Genomic DNA, 20294 nt, shown 5'->3' with positions numbered 1-20294 from the left:
CATGGCCAGTCCGGAGCGCAACACGGAAAAATACGTCATCGCAGTGGTAGGCAACCCCAACTGCGGCAAAACCACCTTATTCAACGCGCTGACCGGCTCCAAGCAAAGGGTGGGCAACTGGCCTGGCGTCACTGTGGAGCGCAAAAGCGGACGCTTTTCATTTCAGGGCGTGGACTTTGAACTGATCGACCTGCCTGGCACCTATTCCCTCGATGTCTGCGAAGACGATGTTTCCCTGGATGAGCAAATCGCCAGAGATTTCGTCGCCGAGCGTGAAGCGGACCTCATCATCAATATCGTCGACGCCTCCAACCTGGAGCGCAATCTCTACCTCACCTGCCAACTGCTGGAAATGAAGACGCCCTTGCTGACGGCGTTGAACATGATGGATGTGGCGGAAGAGCGCGGCCATGCGGTGGCTCACGACAAGCTCGCCAAGCTGTTGGACTGCCCTGTCGTCCCTATTGTGGCTGCTTCCGGCGCCGGGCTGCCGCAACTGAAGGCGGCGATTCTGGACGCCGCGCGTCGCAAGCATATTTCCAATGCCGTCATCACCTATCCCTCCCCTGTCGCCAAAGCGCTGGACAGCCTGACTCCCATGCTGGCCGCGCACGCCGAGGGCAAATGCGATCCGCGCTGGCTGGCGACGCGAATGCTGGAAGGAGACGCCTCCGCCCTGAAACTGGCGGACTCGACACTCCGCGCCAGCGTAGAGGAACTGCAAGAGGACGTGGTGCGACAGCTGGAGGACGACATCGATATCTGTCTGGCGGACGCCCGCTATGGCTTCGTCAATCAGGTAGCCAGCGCCAGCGTCAAACGTAACCATGAAGTGCAGCGCAGCATATCCGACAAAATCGACCGCGTGGTCCTGAACCGGATGCTGGGCATTCCCATATTTCTGTTCGCCATGTATTTGATGTTCATGTTCACCATCAATATCGGCGGCGCGTTCATCGATTTCTTTGATCAATTCACTGGCGCATTATTCGTAGATGGGTTCGGCGCGCTGCTGACCTCACTGGGAGCGCCGCAGTGGTTGCGTCTGCTGCTGGCGGACGGCATGGGCGGCGGCGTGCAGGTGGTGGCCACCTTTATCCCGATCATCGGCTTTCTGTATCTGTTTTTGTCGGCGCTGGAGGATTCCGGCTACATGGCCCGCGCCGCCTTCGTCATGGATCGCGCCATGCGCGCCATCGGCCTTCCCGGCAAGGCTTTCGTACCACTGATTGTCGGTTTCGGCTGCAACGTGCCGGCGGTCATGGCCACCCGCACTATGGAGAAACAGCGCGACCGCATCATGACCATCATCATGGCGCCCTTTATGTCCTGCGGCGCACGTTTGTCCGTGTACGCTCTGTTCGCCGCCGCGTTTTTTCCCATCGGCGGACAAAACGTGGTTTTCGGGCTCTACATTATTGGCGTCGCCATCGCGGTGCTCACCGGTCTGGTAATGAAAACCACCCTGCTGCAGGGGCAGGCCACGCCCTTCATTATGGAGCTGCCGCCTTACCATATTCCCACGTTGAAAGGCGTTGGCATTCGCACCTGGGAGCGCACCCGGGGCTTCATGTTCCGCGCCGGCAAAGTAATCGTACCAATGGTGCTGGCCCTCAACGTGCTGAACTCCGTGGGCACAGACGGCTCCTACGGCAATGAAAACAGTAATAAGTCCCTGCTGAGCGAAATCGGCGGCGTCATCGCTCCCGCATTCGCGCCTATGGGACTGCGCGAAGATAACTGGCCCGCCGCGGTGGGCATCTTTACCGGCGTACTGGCGAAAGAAGCCGTCGTCGGCACATTGGACTCTCTGTACAGCGACCTGGCGAGAATAGAAGCGCAAGCCGCTGGCGAAGAACTGGCGCCAGCTCCCGAATTCAACTTACTGGAAAGCGTGATGGCGTCCTTCGCCACCATTCCCGCCAACCTCGCTGACGCGCTGGGTTCCTGGAGCGATCCATTGGGTCTGGATGTGGAAAACGCCGCCCAGGAGCAAGCCGTGGACACGGGCACGTTCGGCGCCATGGCGGCGAAATTCGACGGCGCGGCAGGGGCTTTCGCTTACCTGCTATTCATTCTGCTGTACATGCCCTGCGCCGCCACACTGGCCGCCGTCTATCGTGAAACCAACCTGAACTGGACGCTGTTTATCGCTGGCTGGACGACGGGCGTCGCCTACGTTGTCGCTACAGTGTTCTATCAAGCCGCCACACTCAGCCGTCAACCTGCGCATGCCCTGACCGTTATCGGCGTCATGCTGGCGAGCCTGATTGCCGCCCTGGCGGCGCTACGGTGCGTCGGCGACAGGCAAAGTCCGACGCCGGCGGTGTCCCAATGATCCTGTCAGAAATACGCGACTACCTGCAAACCCACAAACGGGCCGCGCTTAAAGATATGGCCCACCGTTTCAACACGGAGCCAGACGCATTGCGGGGGATGCTAGATAAATGGATCGCCAAAGGCCGGGTGGAAAAGCTGCCCCAGGGCACGCCCTGTAGCGGCTGCACCCAATGCGACCCTGGAGACATAGAAATTTACGTGTGGAAGGAAACGCCGCGCGTTCAGTAGGTATCAGTAATATAAATGCATCATGCCGAGCGCTTCATAACAGGATTTGGTGAAGTGCTCTTGAACCTCTTCATGCAAGGAATCCAGGTACTCACTTTCCTCATCCCCTTCCCGGACTTCCATGGCCTCGTCAACCCAGTTCTGAATCTCCCCACAAACATAAATATCCCAACAATTACTAATGCATTCCTCCGCCTGGATAGCGCCGGATCTCTCGTTGCCCGCATCAGCAACCAGCTCCCTGACTTCGTCGCCAAAATCTTCCATCATATCTTGCGCACAGGTACGAACCCGGCCCAATAACGCATCCAGGGTCTGGGAATCAATTTTTTCTAACATATCACTTACTTCTGTGTTGGGGCCGAATGTTGACCAGAGATTCCTGATCTTGTTCAAAGGCTTGATTGATAACGCACTATTATAATCGATTCAACCCTGACGCACGTTCTCGAACGTTTTACCTTACTCAAGCTACCGCCAGTTTCTTGTCGCGTTCTGTCCGGCGCGCCACGATGGTCTTTGTTTTCAAAGCTGGCGGCGGCGCTGATTGTGGCGTATCACCCCTGGCGCTTTTTATCGGCAGCGAATATTTCACGATACGTTTAAGCACCGAGCCAAACTGACGCAGAAAAGGCCCGGTATTGTAGTGTTGCCCGTATTTGTCGCAGATGGCCCTGACTTTGGGAGCGATTTCCGGGTAACGATGGGCGGGAATATCCGGGAACAGGTGATGCTCAATCTGATGACTGAGATGGCCGCTCAGCAGGTAAAAGCGACGACTGCCCTCTATATTGCCGGAGCCGTGCAGTTGCCGCAGATACCACTGCCCCCGACTCTCATTACGGGTTTCCTCCTCGGTATAAACCCGGGTGTCGGCCGTGAAATGGCCGCAGGAAATAATCGCGTAGGCCCAAACGTTGCGTATGACGTTCGCCGCCAGATTACCCGCCAACACTTTGGGCGCGCCAATGCCCGCCAAGGCAGGAAACAGCACATAATCTTTGCCGAGTTGCCTGCCCGCTTTACGCAGAAAAGGTTTTAACCGCCCCACCAGTTCCTGTCTGCTCATTTTGCCAGTCACCGCGCGCTCCAGCTCCAGTCCGAACAACGCCACGCCCCATTCGAAAGTCAGCGCCTGCGCCACGTTGTAAACGGGCTGCAGCAGGTAAATGGGCCGCCAGCGCTGCTCCGCGGTCAGGCGGGTGATGGTGTAACCAAAGTCACGGTCTTTACCGAGGATATTGGTGAACGTGTGATGCTCATAGTTATGGTAGTGTCGCCAGGCGTCGCTGGCGCATACAAGATCCCATTCATAACGTTTTAAGTTCAAGGCGGGATCATGGGTCCAGTCGTACTGACCATGCATCACGTTGTGCCCGACTTCCATGTTCTCCAGAATTTTGGAGAGCGACAGGCAGGCCACGCCGGCGACCACGCCCAACGGCGTAAAGCTGACATGCAGCAAAACCCGTCCGGCCAGCTCTGAATACCTGACCGCGTTGATCACACCGCGGATATGGTCCACATCCCGTTGTCCCAGATCGTCAATGACTTGCTGGCGCAAGTCGTCCAGCTCTTTCTCAAATGACGCCAGTTCCGCAGGCGTTAACGCCCGACTGAGGGAATCGCGCATAACAAATCTCCTTGTTCGTACTGAATCATCAGATATCACACTTCAAGAGAGACATCGGTTATGGGAACGCAAATACACAACTGGATTTCTTCACTACCGCCGCCGGAGGCTTTGCCGGTGAGCAGATTACGAACCACACCGGACCGTTTTCTGGCCGTACAGCTATGACAGATTCCCATCCGGCAACCAAAGTGAGGGTGCAATCCAGCGGATTCAGCCACATCCAGCAGGCTCTGCCGACCGTCAGCGTCGACGGAGCAGGCGGAGCGCTCAAAGATCACCCGATGGGATGCAGTCTGCTCGGGCGCCGTTTGCTCCGGTTTGATTAAACCGCTAAATGCCCCGGTGAAGTCTTCGAAGCAGATACGCGCTTCGATGCCCTCTTCGCGCCAATGCTGTCGCAGTCGCTGCATTAATCCTTCAGGACCGCATACCAGCGTCCGTCGCTCACGGTAATCCGGAACCAGATATTTAAGCTGATCGGGATGAAAGCGCCCTCCCTGCGTGTGAAGGTCTCCCCCGCCCGCCGTATAACAGATATGGACCGTCAGGTCGGGGCTCCGCGCAGCGGCGGTGCGAATTTCCTCCGCAAAAATCAGTTCATCCTGAGTGCGGGCGTAGTAAATGAGCACCAGATTCCGAGAGCGTTCTTCAAGCTCATACAACATGGCGCGAATCGGCGTAATGCCGCTGCCAGCGGCGATCAGTAACAGCGACTCAGACAGTGACGTCGGCGCAGTGAATTCTCCCTGAGCCTGACTCAGCAACAGCACATCCTGCTTCTGCAGATTCCTGTGCAACCAGGTGGAAACATGTCCGTCTTTTTTCTCTTTGACCGTGATGCGAATGCGCTGCGAATCACGCCAATCCGAAGACAGGCTGTAGCATCGCTGCTGGCGCACTCCGTCTATTTCAATCGTCACCATCACGAACTGACCGGGCCGAAACCCTTTCCACAAGCTGTTCGGTTGCAGGATAAAAGACTTACAGTCAACGCTTTCTCTGACAATCTCAATGACCCGCGCCTTAACCTGACGCCCGGACCATAGGGGAGATAAATGAGAAATATAAAACTCGGTCAACTCAGCTTTGAAAAGCCCGGATAGCCAAGTAGACGCTATGTCACGCGCAAAGCCGATACTCGGCGCAGCGGGGAGACGACGGGGAATCCATGTCATGGCGGCGTCCATATGAAGAGGTGGTCTGGCTGAGTATACCGACGCCAATACGATTTAATATACAGTTGTTCACAAATAAACGTGAGAATGTGACACGAATCTGATTATGACTACTGCGCCAACATCTTCACAAAAACGTCCAATGGCCAGTTCTTTCTGTCCGATACCTGACCGTCGCCAATCTCCACCAAGCGCATGCCCCCGTCCTGGCGAAGCGCCAGATCTATGGAATAAAACGGCGCATCAATGCGACGCGCTATTTCCCGACATAGCGCAGGAGGCTCGCGATGGGAAGAATAGGCGACGCCATTGAGGACAAAGTACCGCTGCTCCGAAGCTTCGTCGTAGTCCTCCACCCGCCGCAGCGCTACGCCACCTTCCATGCCCCCACGGTGAGCGCGAATCTGACTCACAATCTCAACCACTTCCTCCGGCGAGCGCGCAATAGAACCCTGCCCGGTCGAGTTGGATTTCACGAAGTCTTTTACAAAAAAGCTTTCCCAGCCCAAACGGGAGGCCTTGTGTAGCAGCTCATCGTCGTCCGAGAAGAATCGGGTTTCCGCCGTAAAGAACCGACAGGCTTCATACCAGCCCGGTAAATGATGACAACGCAGGTAATTTTCAAAAGACGTTATTGGCATCCCGCCTGCTCCCTCAATCAACTGAATCAGCTGGCGGTAACGCTCAGGAGCAAGCATCCAGCCCCGATAAAGCACCGGCTCACCCGCCCCTATTGCAGGGCGTACATCACACAGACCGTTGCCCAACGCATCAATATCAACAACAGAACAACTTACCCCAACCTGACGAAACGCCGTAAATTCTTCCAGGTAGGAGTCATCTGGTTGCTGAGAGTGAAGAGGATGGGAGGGGAAAAGGAGTCTCATAGGCTTGCCTTGAATGATCGCCCGTTTCAAGCCATTAGTAATTCATTTCTATAGTGGCGTTAAGACGGGCCGGACTTTGGAAACTACTGGCAGTTTCACTTCGCCGTCAAATCGACTTGATCGCAGAAGGGTTTGTCTTTCAAGTTATAGGTACCCAGCCAAGTCCAGGTTTTGAGTTGATCGTTTTCATCGTGATGCGCAAGAACTCGATAGCTCTCACCAACGACAAAGTCTACGCCATAGGGGCTTTTTTCCGACGTTTCGACAATCACTTCCGCTGACTTTACGCCATATAAAATCCAAGACGTCTTCACTTGAACTTTAGCCATTGAGGAAGCATCAACTTCTTTATCTACCACAACCCCTTCAAAGATAGCGCCGCCCTCAGTTTTGTCGTGCAAGTCACTAAGATTGCTTACCTGCGATAAGAAGCATTTTTTCTGCATTATCTCATCATGAGTGACCTGTACGGGGTCACCGTCTAACCCCGTCACAATGCCATCATGATTGACGCAGCCGCTTACTAAAATTGGAAAAGCCAAAACCAACGGTTTCAAAAGCTTGATTAATGACATAGGGGTGCTCGCTATTTTTCTGGGAGGAATTTGTATGCCTAACACGACTGCTGTGTCGTGGTGATTGCAGGCTTTCTGGAAGAATAAAAAGAAGATATGAGGGGAAACAAAAGTTCTCATCGGAGAGCGTCCAGTGAGGCGGCGAGCAGCCCGGTTTATTGACACATCACCGGGCTACCGCATCTAAAGAAACCAACGCCTGATTTTCATTTAGCTGAAAGGCGCTCAGTCCCTCAATTTAGGAGTTTTCGCCCTCACGCAGCTTCAGCAGCTTGTCGTGAATGACCGCCAGCTCTGGCTTGTGCTCCAGAATTTCTTCCGTAGTCAGGCCGTGCAATTCGTGGGGGAAAACCAACCATTGGTCCGTCTCATGTACGAAGTAGTCAGGCACTTTGTCGGTTTTGTTGTTGGACGGCTTAAAGTATGGCGTCGCAATCTTGATGTCCGGCGTATTCTTACGGCAGGCCGCTTTCAGATCCGTCACCACCTGCTGTACGCTCAAGCCGGTGTCGTACACATCATCCACGATCAGAACAGAGTCTTCCGCATTGACGCGCTTAACCATGTAGTTCAGACCATGAACGGTAACATGACGACTTCTTTCGCCGATGCCAGTGTAGGAAGAGGTGCGGATAGCGATGTGGTCCGACTCCACGCCCAGAAAATCGAGCAGTTCCTGCACCGCGATGCCGACCGGAGCGCCGCCGCGCCACACGCCGACGATGTAGTTAGGTCGATAGCCGCTCTCGTAAATTTTCAGGCCCAGTTTGAAGGAATCGTCTAATAGCTGTTGAGCGCTGATGAAAGTCTTTTCCACAAATTAACTCCCGAATAAGCCGGTGGAAGCCCGGCGAACCATCTGAGGAAGACGTTAGGCCGGAAAAAAGGTTGCATAAAATACAGGAAATTTCGGAGAACTCAACATAATAAATCCTGTTTTCGGGAAAATGCCAGGGGTTGAGCGACGTTCACGCAAGTCGCGCGGCCTTCCCGTTAACGTCCCTATTCACTCAGGGACACTGGCAGCGTGATAGTTCTGGCCTCAAGTTCTATTCTATCGCCAAACTGCATCTCAAGGGCCAAATAATAATCCCCGTTTGTAAGCAACCTGGGACCTTCCATCGCATTAACCGAGACACTCCCGCCCCACGCCTCTCTTCTTGGAACGATCAAGCTCACAAGTCCATCCGCCACAATGAAAACATCCTCCGAGCGACTGTTTTTTAGGGTGATCGTGACAACTCCCTCTTCCCAATCGACCGCCAACGCTACCAGCGTCCAATCATGCATAAACTTTTCACCTTCGGTGGCGTATTCGAGTCAACCCCGCTCATGAACCTTGTCCCAGCCTTTTGATCACCACAAATCTATTAATCCGATCACTACTTAGCTCTCCACCAAACCCTTCCCATCCCGGAATAGCGCTAACTTCAGAAATAGAGAGATTAAAGGCCACCCTGAAATACATGATGCTTTTCATCTTAATATTTTCCTCACTCTCTTTTTCTTTTATTCGAGCCAGCATATCTGAAACTGAAGAACCAATTTCATGCATACTCTTTAACTCGTCAATCAATACTTTTTGTAACTGCATCTTGCGCCTTTTCGAGCTTTATATCAGCTCTTTAAATGGTAGCCTTTTATAAACATATTTCGCTTCCTTCTTTGCGGTCCATGTCTCAGTAACCGCTTTTTCCAATGGTATTCCTTTAGCAGTTATCTCATTCACTTTAGCCAAGCCTGTTCCTGCCGCCTTACTCCCCTGAACTCAATCCAGATGAGTCCGTGTGGAGCTACATGAAACATCAGCGATTGAGAAAGATAGCTTTAAAAATCCTTCGGAGCATAAAAAGAACACCATCATTGATTCAAAGTTTATTTAAGCATCCACAATTTAAATATATTATAGTTTAGTGATCGAATGATTATTTACGGGTTAGCAACTGCTTTCGAGCTTTCTTCTAGTAATCCATCCATGAAACGATAACACAAACATTGAAAAACTCGCCGCTACCAACAACCTTTCAGCAAGCCCCTCATAGACATTAAAAAAAACAAATATAAAGAAGGTCGTTGCAGCTTGTATTTTGTCTGCTTTAGAGGTCTTTGAATATACATTCACAAGACTAACCCCATATGCAAGCCTGACCATTACCAGATAAATTAGTGTTAGTGCGCTCCAGGTAACAGCATGCCTAATCTTCTCAAAACTTATCATCGAGAGAAGAAAGTATCCTGCTATGACAAGCAGAAACACTAACACTTCCTTTAAAGTAACTCTTTCATTCTTCATATTTTTCACAGACTTCCAAGCACATTGGACTTAACATCAATACAACCAGACCAACTTTCAACCAAAAGAGTCGCCGCTCGCTATATATAATTCATCTCACCACAGAATTGACAAGCAAACTTTCTTCCTGACACACACTCACCGTAGGCCTTTAACGGATCATGATGCCGCCGATCAAAAAAGGGTATCCAGCCGCAGTTAGCACACTTTATAAATATACTTGTAAACAGGAACAATGTACTCATAATAAATCCACAAAAGAAAAACACTTCCTCAATAAAACTATAATACTCTCCCTCAAAAAAGCACATCACCAATACAATCCCACCGTAAAACACCCATTGCAAGCTGAATGCAATAGGCGCCAACAGCATAAGGCCTTTCGATATACCACTCATATACCAACTCGAAAAAAGTCATTCACCATTAGCTTTCGCTATCTATAAAAATAAAGTCGCTAATTTCCTTAATCTTATAAAAGTGTTTTTCTTGGATTTCTGTAGCTGTAAACAGTAGAGGAGATATAATCCAAGACGCTACAATCAACCTCTTCTCGCCTCCACTCGTAACGAGCAACGCTTCCACTCGCTCTTTAAAAATCCCTGCATTATTAACGGAGATTACACCAAAATCTTTTACAACACTTTCTTTCTTTAATTTAAATAATCGCAGCCGAATTCTTTTCACGATACTCATCACTTCTACTCCTTACATAATTCCGATACAGACAAACATCTCCATACAGTTGCGTAAAGCCGAACATCCGTATGAAGCTCAACTTTCGCGCTTTATTATTCATACCAAAATAGAGGAGCATCTCCAGCATGTGATAAATTCACACAGTAATTTGTATCTGCTCCTTGTAGGTTATATCTCTTATCTGAAAGCCACTTTACGAGCTTAATAAATATTTCCTTCCCCAACTCGTCATGGGGTAAATGCACCCATGCCAAAAGCCTCCCATAACTATACTCGAGAAATCTAGCAGCGCTCTCACTATCGTTAAGGTCTGGCGACAGCCCTCTCTGAATACAAAAACTCTTAAAATTACTCTCTTTTAGCTCTTTCTCTTGCATAGAGATGGAAAGGTTCTCTACATCTATGTTATTTGGCGAGAAATCGTGTCCGACTATAAAGTCAATCGAAGACGGAAGCTCCTTCTTTAGTAATTTTTCTATTTCCAAACCTTGAGTGGCGTTGCAACAACCTCCCGGCTGGCTCCATATTTCCAGCTCAAAAATAGCCTGAAGATCCATATTGCTCTCTATTTCCACCATCAAATTTTAATATCAACAACGTTAAAATAGGCAACGCACAAGAAATTAATGTTTCATTTTGACAGGAGCCTGCAACAACAGAATTTCGTACAGTTATTATTTAAAACAACATTTGATATGGATATAGACCCCATAAAACACCAGTTTAAACCTTTATTTCGAGCCATTAATATTTATCTTAATTTCTGGAAACTCACCAAACTTCTCGTTCATCTCTTCCTTAGCTTCAACCCAATGACCTTCACTGTTCTTCAGTGATATTTTCGCTATCTTAGCCTTTTTCTCTTCTAGCAGTGTATCCAATTCAATTGCAACCAGTCTCACGTATCTCACTTCTTCCGGTGAGTCTTTCATTATCAGTTCCTTAACCACTGCTATCGCCTCAGCGCCGACCATATCGCGATCATCTAAAAAGTTCAGCGTTGTCCTGTAAATAACATGTACTAATCCCGGCCTTGTTTTATCCCGATATATATTGTCAATATAAACAGGTCTCCCGCTTTCCAATATATCAACCATGCCGCCATTCTGGACGCCAAACAGTCTGGCGAAGACACGCCTCGCTTCGTCTATGTTCTCAGGGCTAATCGCTGGCCCCAAAGCGACTCTGTATGGCTTTACTTCGCCAGATAACCTCCCCTCTTCCACGTACATTCCAGCCTTGCCCAAGATGCTTGAATTACATTCAAAGTAATACCTGGAGGTCTCTGAGAGACTATCGACAATATTGTCAGACTCTAGAATGAGATAAATATACTCTGAATTTTCTGTAGGCCTGCAATTAGAGACACCTCCCCAGCTCTGAAGAAGCGTTTTAATATCCCAGCTCATCCTTAACTTTTTCTTTGCTTTATCTTTCGGTCTGTAGTGCATCAATTGAACCGCTTCAGTCTCTGGAGCAGCTTGAAACATGCGCACAAATTCGGTTACGTCAGCCTTCGCCGTCGTGCAAATCATCATTAGAAAAATACAGGCAAATTTTTTCATTTCGTAGTTCTATATACAGGTTAAGGAGTGAGCATCAGGCGCGTTCAGTATTGCAGTGCAACGGGCGTTGTCTGCGGCGGGATGTTAGTTCAGTTTCGGGCTTAGGCCAAGCATCGAAACTGAACTGGTTTTATAGTTGGCGTACAACAGCCGCGGAATGTCACCGCTCTTGAAGCATAATTCACTGATTACACTTCATATTTTTCGACTATACCTCAACTCCCACTCCGCAATATATCCAACTGCTCTCTCAACATCTGATTCTCCCGCGCCAAGTCGCTTTCGCGGAAGGCTTGTTTTACGTTTTCGCGCAAGTGTTCCGAGTTCCAGGGTTTGGTGATGAAGCGGAAGACGGCGCCTTCGTTGATGGCTTCGAGGACTTCTTTGAAGCCGCTGTAGCCGCTGAGCACCATGCGGACGGTTCCGGGGTGGATGGCTTTGACTTTGCGCAGCAGGTCTACGCCTTTAATTTCCTTCATGCACTGGTCGGTCACGATGACGTGCATTTCGTGGGCGGCGAGAAGCCGCAAGGCTTCCGTCGTGGTGCGGGCTTCAAAGATGTCGTAGCCTTCGTGGCCAAGTTCGCCGCAGACGGCGCGTAATATGGTTTCGTCGTCGTTGACGATCAGTATTCTTCTGGCTTGCGGGCCGTCTTCAATTTCCTTGCGTTTTTTCCCCCACAGATGATCTTCCTGCAGGAAGTGCATGCAGGCGGCGACAGGTAATGGCGGCGAGTAGAAGTAGCCCTGGATGAGGTCACAGCCGGCGCGCACCAGGAAGCTGTATTGCTCGACGGTTTCCACGCCTTCCGCCACGATTTTGATGCCCAGGGTTTTGCCCAGGCCAATGATGGCGCGGATGATGGCGGCTTCCTGCGGATCATCGGTGACATTACGCACAAAACTCTTATCGATCTTGAGCTGATCGAAAGGAAACATCTTGAGGTAACTCAGGGAGGAGTATCCTGTGCCGAAGTCATCCATAGACAATTGCACGCCCATGGCCTTGAGTTGGGTCATAGTGCGCAGCGCCTCTTCCGTGTTGTGCATGACCATGCTTTCCGTCACCTCAATCTTGAGGCAACCGGGCTCAACACCGGATTCCTGTAACACTCTGCGGACCAGTTCAACACAATTAGCGTCCTGGAACTGCCGCGATGACAAGTTGATCGAAACGGGAACGAGCTGCTGTTTCTGATCCCGCCACAGCTTCAATTGCAGACAGGCGGCCCGCAACACCCAGGCGTCTACACTGGTGATCAGGCCGGTTTCTTCCGCGATGGGAATAAATTCCAGAGGCGGCACCATGCGGTCGCCCTTGCGCCAGCGCACCAGCGCCTCCAGTCCGACCGCGCCGCCGCCATGAGGGTCCAGTTGCGGTTGGTAGTACAACTCCAACTCGCCATTTTCGATGCCGCGCCGCAGGTCCTGCTCCATTTGCACCCGTTTTTGGATCGATTCATTCATTTCCTGGGTATAACTGCAGATACGATTACGTCCTCGCTCCTTGGCCTTGTACATGGCCGTATCGGCGTTCTTAAGCAGCGTAGAGGCATCTTCGCCGTCTTCCGGATACTGGCAGACGCCAATGCTGGGTGTGACCAGAATGTCTTTATCTTTCAGACGACGGGGTTGCGACACCAGTTGTTGTATGCGGTTTAACATCAGTCCTAAAGGATGATCGTGATCCTCTTTATTCATCAGAATGACAAACTCATCGCCGCCCAGCCGCGCCAGCGTATCACCCTCCCGCAGGCAACTGCGCAGTGATTCAGCCACCTCTTTTAGCAACTGGTCGCCGGTCTCATGGCCCATGCTGTCGTTGATGTATTTAAAATTATCCAGGTCGAACACCGCCAGGGCGAAGCCCTTTTCGCGCCTCGCCCCAAAGGCGATAGCCTGTTGAATACGATCATCGAGAAGGTTGCGGTTGGGCAGTCCGGTGAGATTGTCGTAGTTAGTCTTGTATTCCAGTTGTTCCTGGTACTGAATGGACTCCGTCACATCGTTCATAATGGCGACAAAGTGAGTGACCTCGCCTTTAACATCCGTGACCGGAGAGACTTTCAATTCATTCCAGAACAACGTGCCGTCCTTACGGAAGTTCTTCAACAAGGCGTAGCCTTCAGTATTGGATTTGAGCGCACGTTTGATATTCGCCACGCCCAATTGACTGGTTTCTTTGCCGAGCAGGAACAGAAAGTTTCGTCCCGTGACATCTTCCAGGTTGTAACCGGTAATACGCTCAAAAGCCGGGTTAGCATATACAATGGGATGCTCAGGGTCGCTTTTATCTGCGATGATAATGGCGTTAACGCTCGCCTCTATCGCGCGATTGCGCAGCTTAAGTTGTTCCTGCGCCCTTTCTTTTTCCAGCATTTCTTCTTTCAGGGCGAATGTACGCTGCTCCACCAGACTTTCCAGACTGTCAAACAACCTTGCCCGGCCCAAGGCGACCGAAAACTGATGCCCTAGGGATTGCAACGCCCGCAAAGGCTCCTCCACCCAGCGCTCGCCCCGGGTGCGGGCGACGTTGAGCAAACCAATCAACTCCCCGCCCAACAATAGCGGAATCGTAGCATGATGATTACCGACGAAACTCCCCTTCATCGCGGGACAATCGGCGATATCCACCGCGCTGGTCAGCCCATCGTTGAGAACCCCGTGCCGGCAGGGACATTCACGGCTGCATGTATCCAGCTGGTCTGCGTTGATGGAGCCGCTGCGAAAGCCCGCCAACTTCCAGCCACCCTCGCCTGCATCCGGGTCCACCAGCAATAGCCACGAGGCGACCACATTCGGGAACGACAGCACCTGCCCCAGCCCTTGCTCAATGGTGTCACTTTCCGTGCTGGCTGCGCTCAAGCCCGCCGTAAAATGAAACAGACTGTTGATCAGCGAGTGAGTATGACTCAGCTCTTCATGCTTGGCTTTCAGCTCCCGGTTGAGACGAATGCCCTCTTCGTAGGTGGAGATCAGCAGATCAAGAATCTGCTGGCGGGCGGAGTTAATGAAGTGGCGCTCTCCATCCAGAATAATTTCGATGCCCATCTTCACCCGCTGGTGATCTCGGTGCTCCAGATTGGCCAGGAAGTAACGGATGCGCGACAGCAGATACTTCTCATCATAGGGCTTGGTGATGAAGTTATCCGCGCCGGCGATCAGCCCCTGCACCACATCTTTCGGGTCGGTGAGCGTGGTGACCAGAATGACCGGAATGGACTCCGTCTTGGGGTCCGACTTCAGCGTCCGGCATAAAGTGTAACCGTCCATTTCCGGCATCATGATGTCGCTCACGATGATGGTCGGTCTGCGTTCAGCTATGCATTTCAGGGCCTGTACGCCGTTCTCCGCAACCGTGACGGAGCAGCTATTCTGCTCCAGCAGCATTTGCAGTTGCAGGGCTTGAGTCAGGCTGTCTTCGACAATGAGAATTTCTGTTCCTGTTAACATCACTTCAACTCTCTTGTTGTAATCTCCGCGACCTTGTTGCATACACAAATCAGACGCAGCTTTGTACCGGTAGTTCGTTTAGTAGCGCCGCAATGCGCAGGGGACTCAACACATGCCGGGCTGCGCCCAGCTTCACCGCCTCCCCAGGCATGCCGTTCACTACGACCGTGGCGGGGTCCTGCGCAATGGTAAGGGCTCCCAGCCGATGCAGTTCCGCCATTTCCGCAGCGCCGTCGCGCCCCATCCCCGACAGCAACACGACCACCGCGTTCCTGCCGAAGTTTTTGGCGACGCTGCTGAACAGATGCGACACGGACGGGCAAAGCGTCTCGTCGCGATTACCATTCACCAGACTGATGCGACAGGATCGATCCACCTCCATATGGCAACCGTCCGGCGCCAGATAAACCCGCCCCCGCTCAGCGCGCTCGCCGAACTCGCCAATGCTGACCGGGAGCGCCGACACCTGGTTGAGCCACTCGCAAAAGCTGGTCAGAAAGCCAGGGGATATGTGCTGCACCACCAGCACCGGACAAGGCGTATCCCGCGACATCCCATGCAGCAGCTCCTTTAACGCCACCGGACCGCCTGTAGAGGCGCCAATTGCGATCACGCCCGGCTGTATGCCCTCGTGATCCTGATCCAGCCCCACGGAGGGAGGCGGCCGTGACGCGACGCGCTTTTCTTCGCGGCGATACCGTCTCACTACCTTGACTTCGCTGATGAGGCGGATGGTCCTCACCAGACTTTCCGCATCCCGCTCATAATCCGGGTGGCCGGGGCCCTGCGGCTTCGGCGTAACGGTAATAGCGCCAGCCTCCAGTACCTGCATGGCGGTCACTGCGTCTCCTAGGCTGTAACTGGCGGTCACCACCACGATTGGCGTCGGATATTCCTCCATAATTCTTCGCGACGCTTCCAACCCGTCCATGACCGGCATGTGAATGTCCATAGTGATCACATCCGGTTTGCGCCTGGCGATGCTGCGCAGCGCTTCCGCGCCATTCGACGCTTCACCGATCACCCGCATGCCGCCTTCTTCAATGATGTGGCGCAGCAACTGTCTGATAACAGGCGAGTCGTCCACTATCAACACATCCATCGTTGTCACCTCTTCTCCGTTGTCGACGGGCCATCCTGCGCCCGCCCCTGTAATCAGAGCAACTGGCGGATAATTTCCAGCAAATTGGCCTGATCAAAACCGCTTTTTACGATATAGGCGTTAGCGCCCGCCTCCATGCCCCGCTCTTTGTCCTCAGGGCTCTGCAAGGCGGTGACCAGCACCACCGGCAACTCCGCGAAGCGGCGGTCAGCGCGCACCTTCGCAGTCAATCCAAACCCATCCAGGCGAGGCATTTCGATATCCGACACCATGAGGTCGAACGCCCCGTGCTTTAGCGCTTCCCATGCGTCAACGCCATCGTTGGCGGTTACGGCTTCATAGCCGGCGCTTTCCAGAATGGTTTTCAATAATCCCCGCGATGTGACGGAGTCTTCCGCGATCAGTATGCGCTTACGCCGACGCAACTCCTCCATGTCCCCGGTCTGGAGCGGTGCGGAATCCGTATTGCAGGCGCTTTTATAGAGATCAAACGGATGCAGGATAGGCACAATGCGACCGTCCCCCATCTGCGTAGCGCCGATAATATTGCGCACGCGCAATAGCTGCGACCCCAACGGTTTGATAATCACTTCGTGATCGCCGATGACCTCATCCACCATCAGACCAAAGCGATCGCCATTGACATTCATCACCGCCACTTGCGCGCAGGCGGCCTTGTCCGGCGTGGAAGCGGAGGTCGCCAGTCCGAGAATATCCGACAGCCGCCACAGCGGATTGGCTTCGTTATGCAGGGTAAAGGACAGCCGGTTCTCCACGCTTTTGATTTCTTCCTGAGGCAGTCGCAGCACCCGCTCCACCGCCTGCGCCGGAATCGCCATCAACTGATCTTCCACTCGCACCAACAACGCCCGGTAGGTCGCCATGCTGGTCGGCGCCTGCAGCGTGATGGTGGACCCGCTTCCGGGCGTCGTATCCAAGAGAATGCGGCCGCCCAGGCGCTCGACTTTCTCGCGAACGATGGCCAGTCCCAAACCGCGCCCAGACAGATCCGTTATGATGCTGCTGGTGGACACACCGGAAGAGAACGCCAGTTGCGCCGCGTCTTTGTCGCTCATCGCGGCGGCTTTGTCTTCATCCAATACTTTCTGGGCGATGGCTTTGGCTTTCAGCTTGGCGGGGTCGAAACCCAGTCCGTCATCGCGAATTCGCACCTCAAACAGGCCGGCGTTTTCCTGCATGAAATCCAGTTCGATTTGCGCGCATTCCGACTTGCCCATCTCACGGCGACGCGCAGGCGTCTCCACGCCATGATCGACAGCGTTGCGCAACATGTGTTGTAGCGGACTCTTCAACTCATCCAGCACGCGTTTGTCCACTTGCAGACTTTCTCCCGAGTAGCGCATCTGCACTTTTTTGCCCAGGGAATCCGCAATCTCCTGCACCATGGCCGGCAGGCCTTCCACTAACACAGAACAGGGCAACAGCAGCACCGCCTGCATCTGCGCATGCATGCCGTCCGCCACTGTAGCCACGCCTCTGGCGACTTTTTCGGACGTTTTCGCTAACTGACTGAGCCGGTATTCCCACTGCCCAAGGAAGTCTGACGCCCAGGTGCTGAAATCAATCAGGGTCTGCTGTTCTCGCTCTATCGATAACAGCAGCTGGTCGTGACTCGCCTGACGTTCTGCCTCGTGCTCGATATGCGTCCGCAACTGACGGGTGGCAGTGGTGATTTCGTGCCGATGCTTACGCCATTCCGTGAATCCGGCTACCGCTTCTTTCAACATTAAACAGGCTTGCGTCGCCTCCAGCTTGGCTTGCTGCAAGTCCTCGACCTGATACATCAGCTCATCCAGATGCTCCGCCTTGATACGCAGCATGCCGTTGTTCCCCGCCAACCCGGACAGCTCTGTTGGCCGCTGTCGCAGCATTGGCTGGGTGGTCTCATCCGACGATGCGGCCTCGTTTGTCTGCGCAGCCTCTTCCTCTGACAGATCAGAAGAAACTGTAGGGGTAATGGGAGTGGTTTCAATTTGAGGAGGGATGTCTTGGGGTTCTTCCTGTACGGGCGGAGGCTCAGCGTCGTTCGACGCCGAATCCTGAGCCAAACTCTCAGTGGGAGCCGAGCCCGCCAAATCCTCGCCCCGTTCAATGCGTCGGCAAAAGTCCGAAAGTTGATCATTAGGGATGGCGGCTTCGTCCGCCATTAACTGTCGCAACAGACCATGACACTTTCGGTTGACGCTGAGCTGCATCTCGCTGACGCCAGCGCCGCTGCGTTTGATATCGGCGAGCAGGGTTTCCCAGGCCTGACAGAGTTTCTCCACGGCTCCCAGGGATACCGCCCTGGCGGCGCCTTTCAGGCTATGCACTTCCCGGAATACGCTTTCCACCAGCGTGGCGTCAAAGGCGTCAGCAGGCATGGCGAAAGCATCCGCCAGAATCCGCATGCGATCGTCGGCTTCCATCCGGAAAGCCTCCAGCAACCGCTTCTTCAGCGCCTCATTTCTGTCCTGCATACTTCTTTCCACCCTGCATGGCCGACGGAAAACTCCGTTCCGCTATGTCGCCTAAACTTCCGCCACGAAAAAGTCTTTTCCAAAGCTTCAACTCAGCGCGCCCCCAGTGTTGCTCAGGCATTGAACTGCGCAATCCGGTTCTGCATGCGCAACCCCAATTGATGCAGATTGCGCGCCGCCTGTTCCGCCTGCTTGGTGCCCTCCACATTGTCCTGGCTGGCCTTCTTGATACTCTCCATGGCGCTCGCCACCTGATCCATTCCCACCAGTTGCTGCTGGCTGGAGGCTGCAATCTGTAGCGCTGCGCCTGACGATTCTTCAATACTGTCCGTCAGCATGCGAATGGCGTCTCCTGACAGCTGGGCCTGTTGGTAACCGCCATCCACCGCCTTGCTGCTTTGCTCCGCCACCATAACGGCCTTATTCATGGCCCGCTGGATATCATTAAGGATATTGCGCACCTGGCCGGTGGCCTGTTTGGACTGATCCGCCAGGGTTTTCACTTCCTGCGCCACCACTGAAAAACCGCGCCCCTGTTCGCCGGACTTAACCGCTTCAATAGACGCGTTTACGCCCAAAAGGTTGGACTGTTCCGCCAGATCGTTAACCGTGGCGACGATCTCCGCAATAGCCTGACTCTGCTCACTCAGGCGCACGATGCTTTCCGCCACGGCGTGCATCTGCTGCCGGATCTGGCTCATGCTGCCCTGGGTCGCCTCCACCGCTCTACGTCCGTCCTGGGACACCTGCAGGGTGCGTTGCGCGGCTTCGGTGACATGCTTGGCTTTCTGGTTGGAGACGCTCGCCGTCTGTTTGACTTCTTCCACGGTGGTGGTGATTTCGCTGATGGCGGTGGCGGTTTCCTGGGCGCTGGAGGCGACCTGCCCGGTTGACGCCATAATTTCACGGCTGGCGGTGGAAAGCACCGCCACCCCTTCTTTCAGGTCTGCAGTGAGGCTCTGCAAATTGCCGATCATGGCGGAAAACGCATTGCCTAAAATGTCACGCTCGGAACGCGGTGTGACCGTCACGGTCAAATCTCCCTTGGCGATGGCTTCGGAAGTTTTCGCCAGTTCGCGCAGATTTTCCCCCATACGACTGAAGGCCTGACTCAGCATGCCCACTTCGTCTTCCCGCCTTTCGAACTCCCTGCCGTACATCAGGTCTCCCTCCGCAATCTGTTCCGCCCATTGCGTCAAATCAGACAGAGGGCCTGCAATTGATCGAGAGGTCAACCACACGACGGCCGTCATTAGCGCGAGTATGGCGGCAATGACGATCATAATTGTCTGTCGCTGCCCTTCCACCGTGGCTTCAGACTGAGCCAGCGCCTGTTGAATACTGTGCTCGCCCAAGTTGATAATCCGGTCGCCCAGTTCTCGTATCTGGCCGATGCGCTCCGCCTGCTCATTGGTCAATATGGTCGCAGCAGAGTCAAAGTCGCCGGACGCAATCAAGGGAATGATCGTTTTCTCCCTGGCGCTGGCGAAGGCCATCCACTGATCCCGCAGCTTGTGCAGCAAATCCTGAGCTTCACTGGCGCGCACCGCAGCGCCGTTAAGTTCGCCCAGCAGCTTTTCCCCTTGCAGACTGCTGCGCTTCACCTCATCCAGCAACCCGCCTCCCGCGCCACGTTGCACCACCATTTTCAACATCAACGCCCGGTTCTCGTTGATATTGATCATTAAGTCCTTGATGCGCATGTGCTGGGTGAACTGTTCATCGAAAATTTGCTGCTGCGACTGATGAATCTGCTGCAGCCCCTGAAAAGCAATGATCAAGGCCCCCACAACAATTACTGCAATGAAGCTGAAAGCCAGAATCAGCTTGTTGGCGGTCTTCAGGTTGCGATAGAACATATC

Annotated in this window: 19 protein-coding genes; 3 read left to right on the top strand and 16 right to left on the bottom strand. The window is 53.2% G+C overall.

Going from position 1 to position 20294, the window contains the following annotated elements; genetic code table 11:
• Position 1: 1 nt before the first annotated feature.
• Together feoB and ACQYWX_RS13580 are read left to right on the top strand one after the other, a co-directional pair.
• Positions 2-2338, top strand: a complete 2337-nt coding sequence (feoB, locus tag ACQYWX_RS13585; protein ID WP_431689150.1) for a Fe(2+) transporter permease subunit FeoB — start codon at positions 2-4, stop codon at positions 2336-2338.
• The gene (locus ACQYWX_RS13580) at positions 2335-2568 is read left to right on the top strand and encodes a FeoC-like transcriptional regulator (RefSeq protein WP_216738402.1); all 234 of its coding nucleotides are present in this window, start codon (positions 2335-2337) and stop codon (positions 2566-2568) included. Before feoB ends, ACQYWX_RS13580 begins: the two co-directional genes overlap by 4 nt.
• A gap of 3 nt (positions 2569-2571) precedes the next feature.
• On the opposite strand, the gene ACQYWX_RS13575 is transcribed toward ACQYWX_RS13580, so the two are convergent.
• The 8 genes from ACQYWX_RS13575 to ACQYWX_RS13540 form a co-directional block, all read right to left on the bottom strand.
• Positions 2572-2907 (bottom strand): hypothetical protein, encoded by a 336-nt coding sequence (locus tag ACQYWX_RS13575; protein WP_431689149.1) that lies wholly within the window; start codon positions 2905-2907, stop codon positions 2572-2574.
• Positions 2908-3034: 127 nt separating this feature from the next.
• Positions 3035-4201 (bottom strand): fatty acid desaturase family protein, encoded by a 1167-nt coding sequence (locus ACQYWX_RS13570; RefSeq protein WP_431689148.1) that lies wholly within the window; start codon positions 4199-4201, stop codon positions 3035-3037.
• A gap of 35 nt (positions 4202-4236) precedes the next feature.
• Positions 4237-5379: a ferredoxin reductase gene (locus tag ACQYWX_RS13565; RefSeq protein WP_431689147.1), complete on the bottom strand. Its 1143-nt coding sequence runs from the start codon at positions 5377-5379 to the stop codon at positions 4237-4239.
• A gap of 110 nt (positions 5380-5489) precedes the next feature.
• Positions 5490-6266 carry an ATP-grasp domain-containing protein gene (locus ACQYWX_RS13560; RefSeq protein WP_431689146.1) on the bottom strand — a complete coding sequence of 259 codons (777 nt, stop codon included), beginning with the start codon at positions 6264-6266 and terminating at the stop codon, positions 5490-5492.
• Positions 6267-6361: 95 nt separating this feature from the next.
• Complete coding sequence (locus tag ACQYWX_RS13555) at positions 6362-6841, bottom strand: hypothetical protein (RefSeq protein WP_431689145.1); 480 nt, start codon at positions 6839-6841, stop codon at positions 6362-6364.
• Positions 6842-7079: 238 nt separating this feature from the next.
• Positions 7080-7658: a phosphoribosyltransferase gene (locus ACQYWX_RS13550; protein ID WP_011397635.1), complete on the bottom strand. Its 579-nt coding sequence runs from the start codon at positions 7656-7658 to the stop codon at positions 7080-7082.
• Between the two features lie 185 nt (positions 7659-7843).
• Complete coding sequence (locus ACQYWX_RS13545; RefSeq protein WP_431689144.1) at positions 7844-8131, bottom strand: hypothetical protein; 288 nt, start codon at positions 8129-8131, stop codon at positions 7844-7846.
• Positions 8132-8171: 40 nt separating this feature from the next.
• The gene (locus ACQYWX_RS13540; protein ID WP_216738396.1) at positions 8172-8435 is read right to left on the bottom strand and encodes a hypothetical protein; all 264 of its coding nucleotides are present in this window, start codon (positions 8433-8435) and stop codon (positions 8172-8174) included.
• 146 nt (positions 8436-8581) lie between these two features.
• Here ACQYWX_RS13540 and ACQYWX_RS13535 point away from each other — a divergent pair, with 146 nt between their 5' ends.
• On the top strand, positions 8582-8755 hold the full coding sequence (locus ACQYWX_RS13535; RefSeq protein ID WP_431689514.1) for a transposase: 174 nt from the start codon (positions 8582-8584) through the stop codon (positions 8753-8755).
• Between the two features lie 22 nt (positions 8756-8777).
• Here ACQYWX_RS13535 and ACQYWX_RS13530 read toward each other — a convergent pair whose 3' ends face one another.
• From ACQYWX_RS13530 to ACQYWX_RS13495, 8 genes are all read right to left on the bottom strand, one after another.
• Positions 8778-9143 carry a hypothetical protein gene (locus tag ACQYWX_RS13530; protein ID WP_431689143.1) on the bottom strand — a complete coding sequence of 122 codons (366 nt, stop codon included), beginning with the start codon at positions 9141-9143 and terminating at the stop codon, positions 8778-8780.
• 417 nt (positions 9144-9560) lie between these two features.
• Entirely contained in the window at positions 9561-9830 is a 270-nt protein-coding gene (locus ACQYWX_RS13525) for a hypothetical protein (protein ID WP_431689142.1), read from the bottom strand.
• 95 nt (positions 9831-9925) lie between these two features.
• Positions 9926-10390, bottom strand: coding sequence for a hypothetical protein (locus tag ACQYWX_RS13520; protein WP_431689141.1), 465 nt, complete (start codon positions 10388-10390; stop codon positions 9926-9928).
• Positions 10391-10564: 174 nt separating this feature from the next.
• Positions 10565-11398 carry a hypothetical protein gene (locus ACQYWX_RS13515; RefSeq protein WP_431689140.1) on the bottom strand — a complete coding sequence of 278 codons (834 nt, stop codon included), beginning with the start codon at positions 11396-11398 and terminating at the stop codon, positions 10565-10567.
• Positions 11399-11613: 215 nt separating this feature from the next.
• On the bottom strand, positions 11614-14850 hold the full coding sequence (locus ACQYWX_RS13510; RefSeq protein ID WP_253938496.1) for an EAL domain-containing protein: 3237 nt from the start codon (positions 14848-14850) through the stop codon (positions 11614-11616).
• 49 nt (positions 14851-14899) lie between these two features.
• Complete coding sequence (gene cheB / locus ACQYWX_RS13505) at positions 14900-15952, bottom strand: chemotaxis-specific protein-glutamate methyltransferase CheB (protein ID WP_431689138.1); 1053 nt, start codon at positions 15950-15952, stop codon at positions 14900-14902.
• Positions 15953-16005: 53 nt separating this feature from the next.
• Positions 16006-18432, bottom strand: a complete 2427-nt coding sequence (locus tag ACQYWX_RS13500) for a hybrid sensor histidine kinase/response regulator (RefSeq protein WP_431689137.1) — start codon at positions 18430-18432, stop codon at positions 16006-16008.
• Between the two features lie 113 nt (positions 18433-18545).
• Complete coding sequence (locus tag ACQYWX_RS13495; RefSeq protein WP_431689136.1) at positions 18546-20291, bottom strand: methyl-accepting chemotaxis protein; 1746 nt, start codon at positions 20289-20291, stop codon at positions 18546-18548.
• Between the last annotated feature and the right edge of the window lie 3 nt (positions 20292-20294).

Source organism: Hahella sp. NBU794 (assembly GCF_050749805.1).
Taxonomy (GTDB): Bacteria; Pseudomonadota; Gammaproteobacteria; order Pseudomonadales; family Oleiphilaceae; genus Hahella.
Note: the sequence above shows the minus strand (reverse complement) of the source record. Positions and strands in the feature narration are given on the sequence as shown.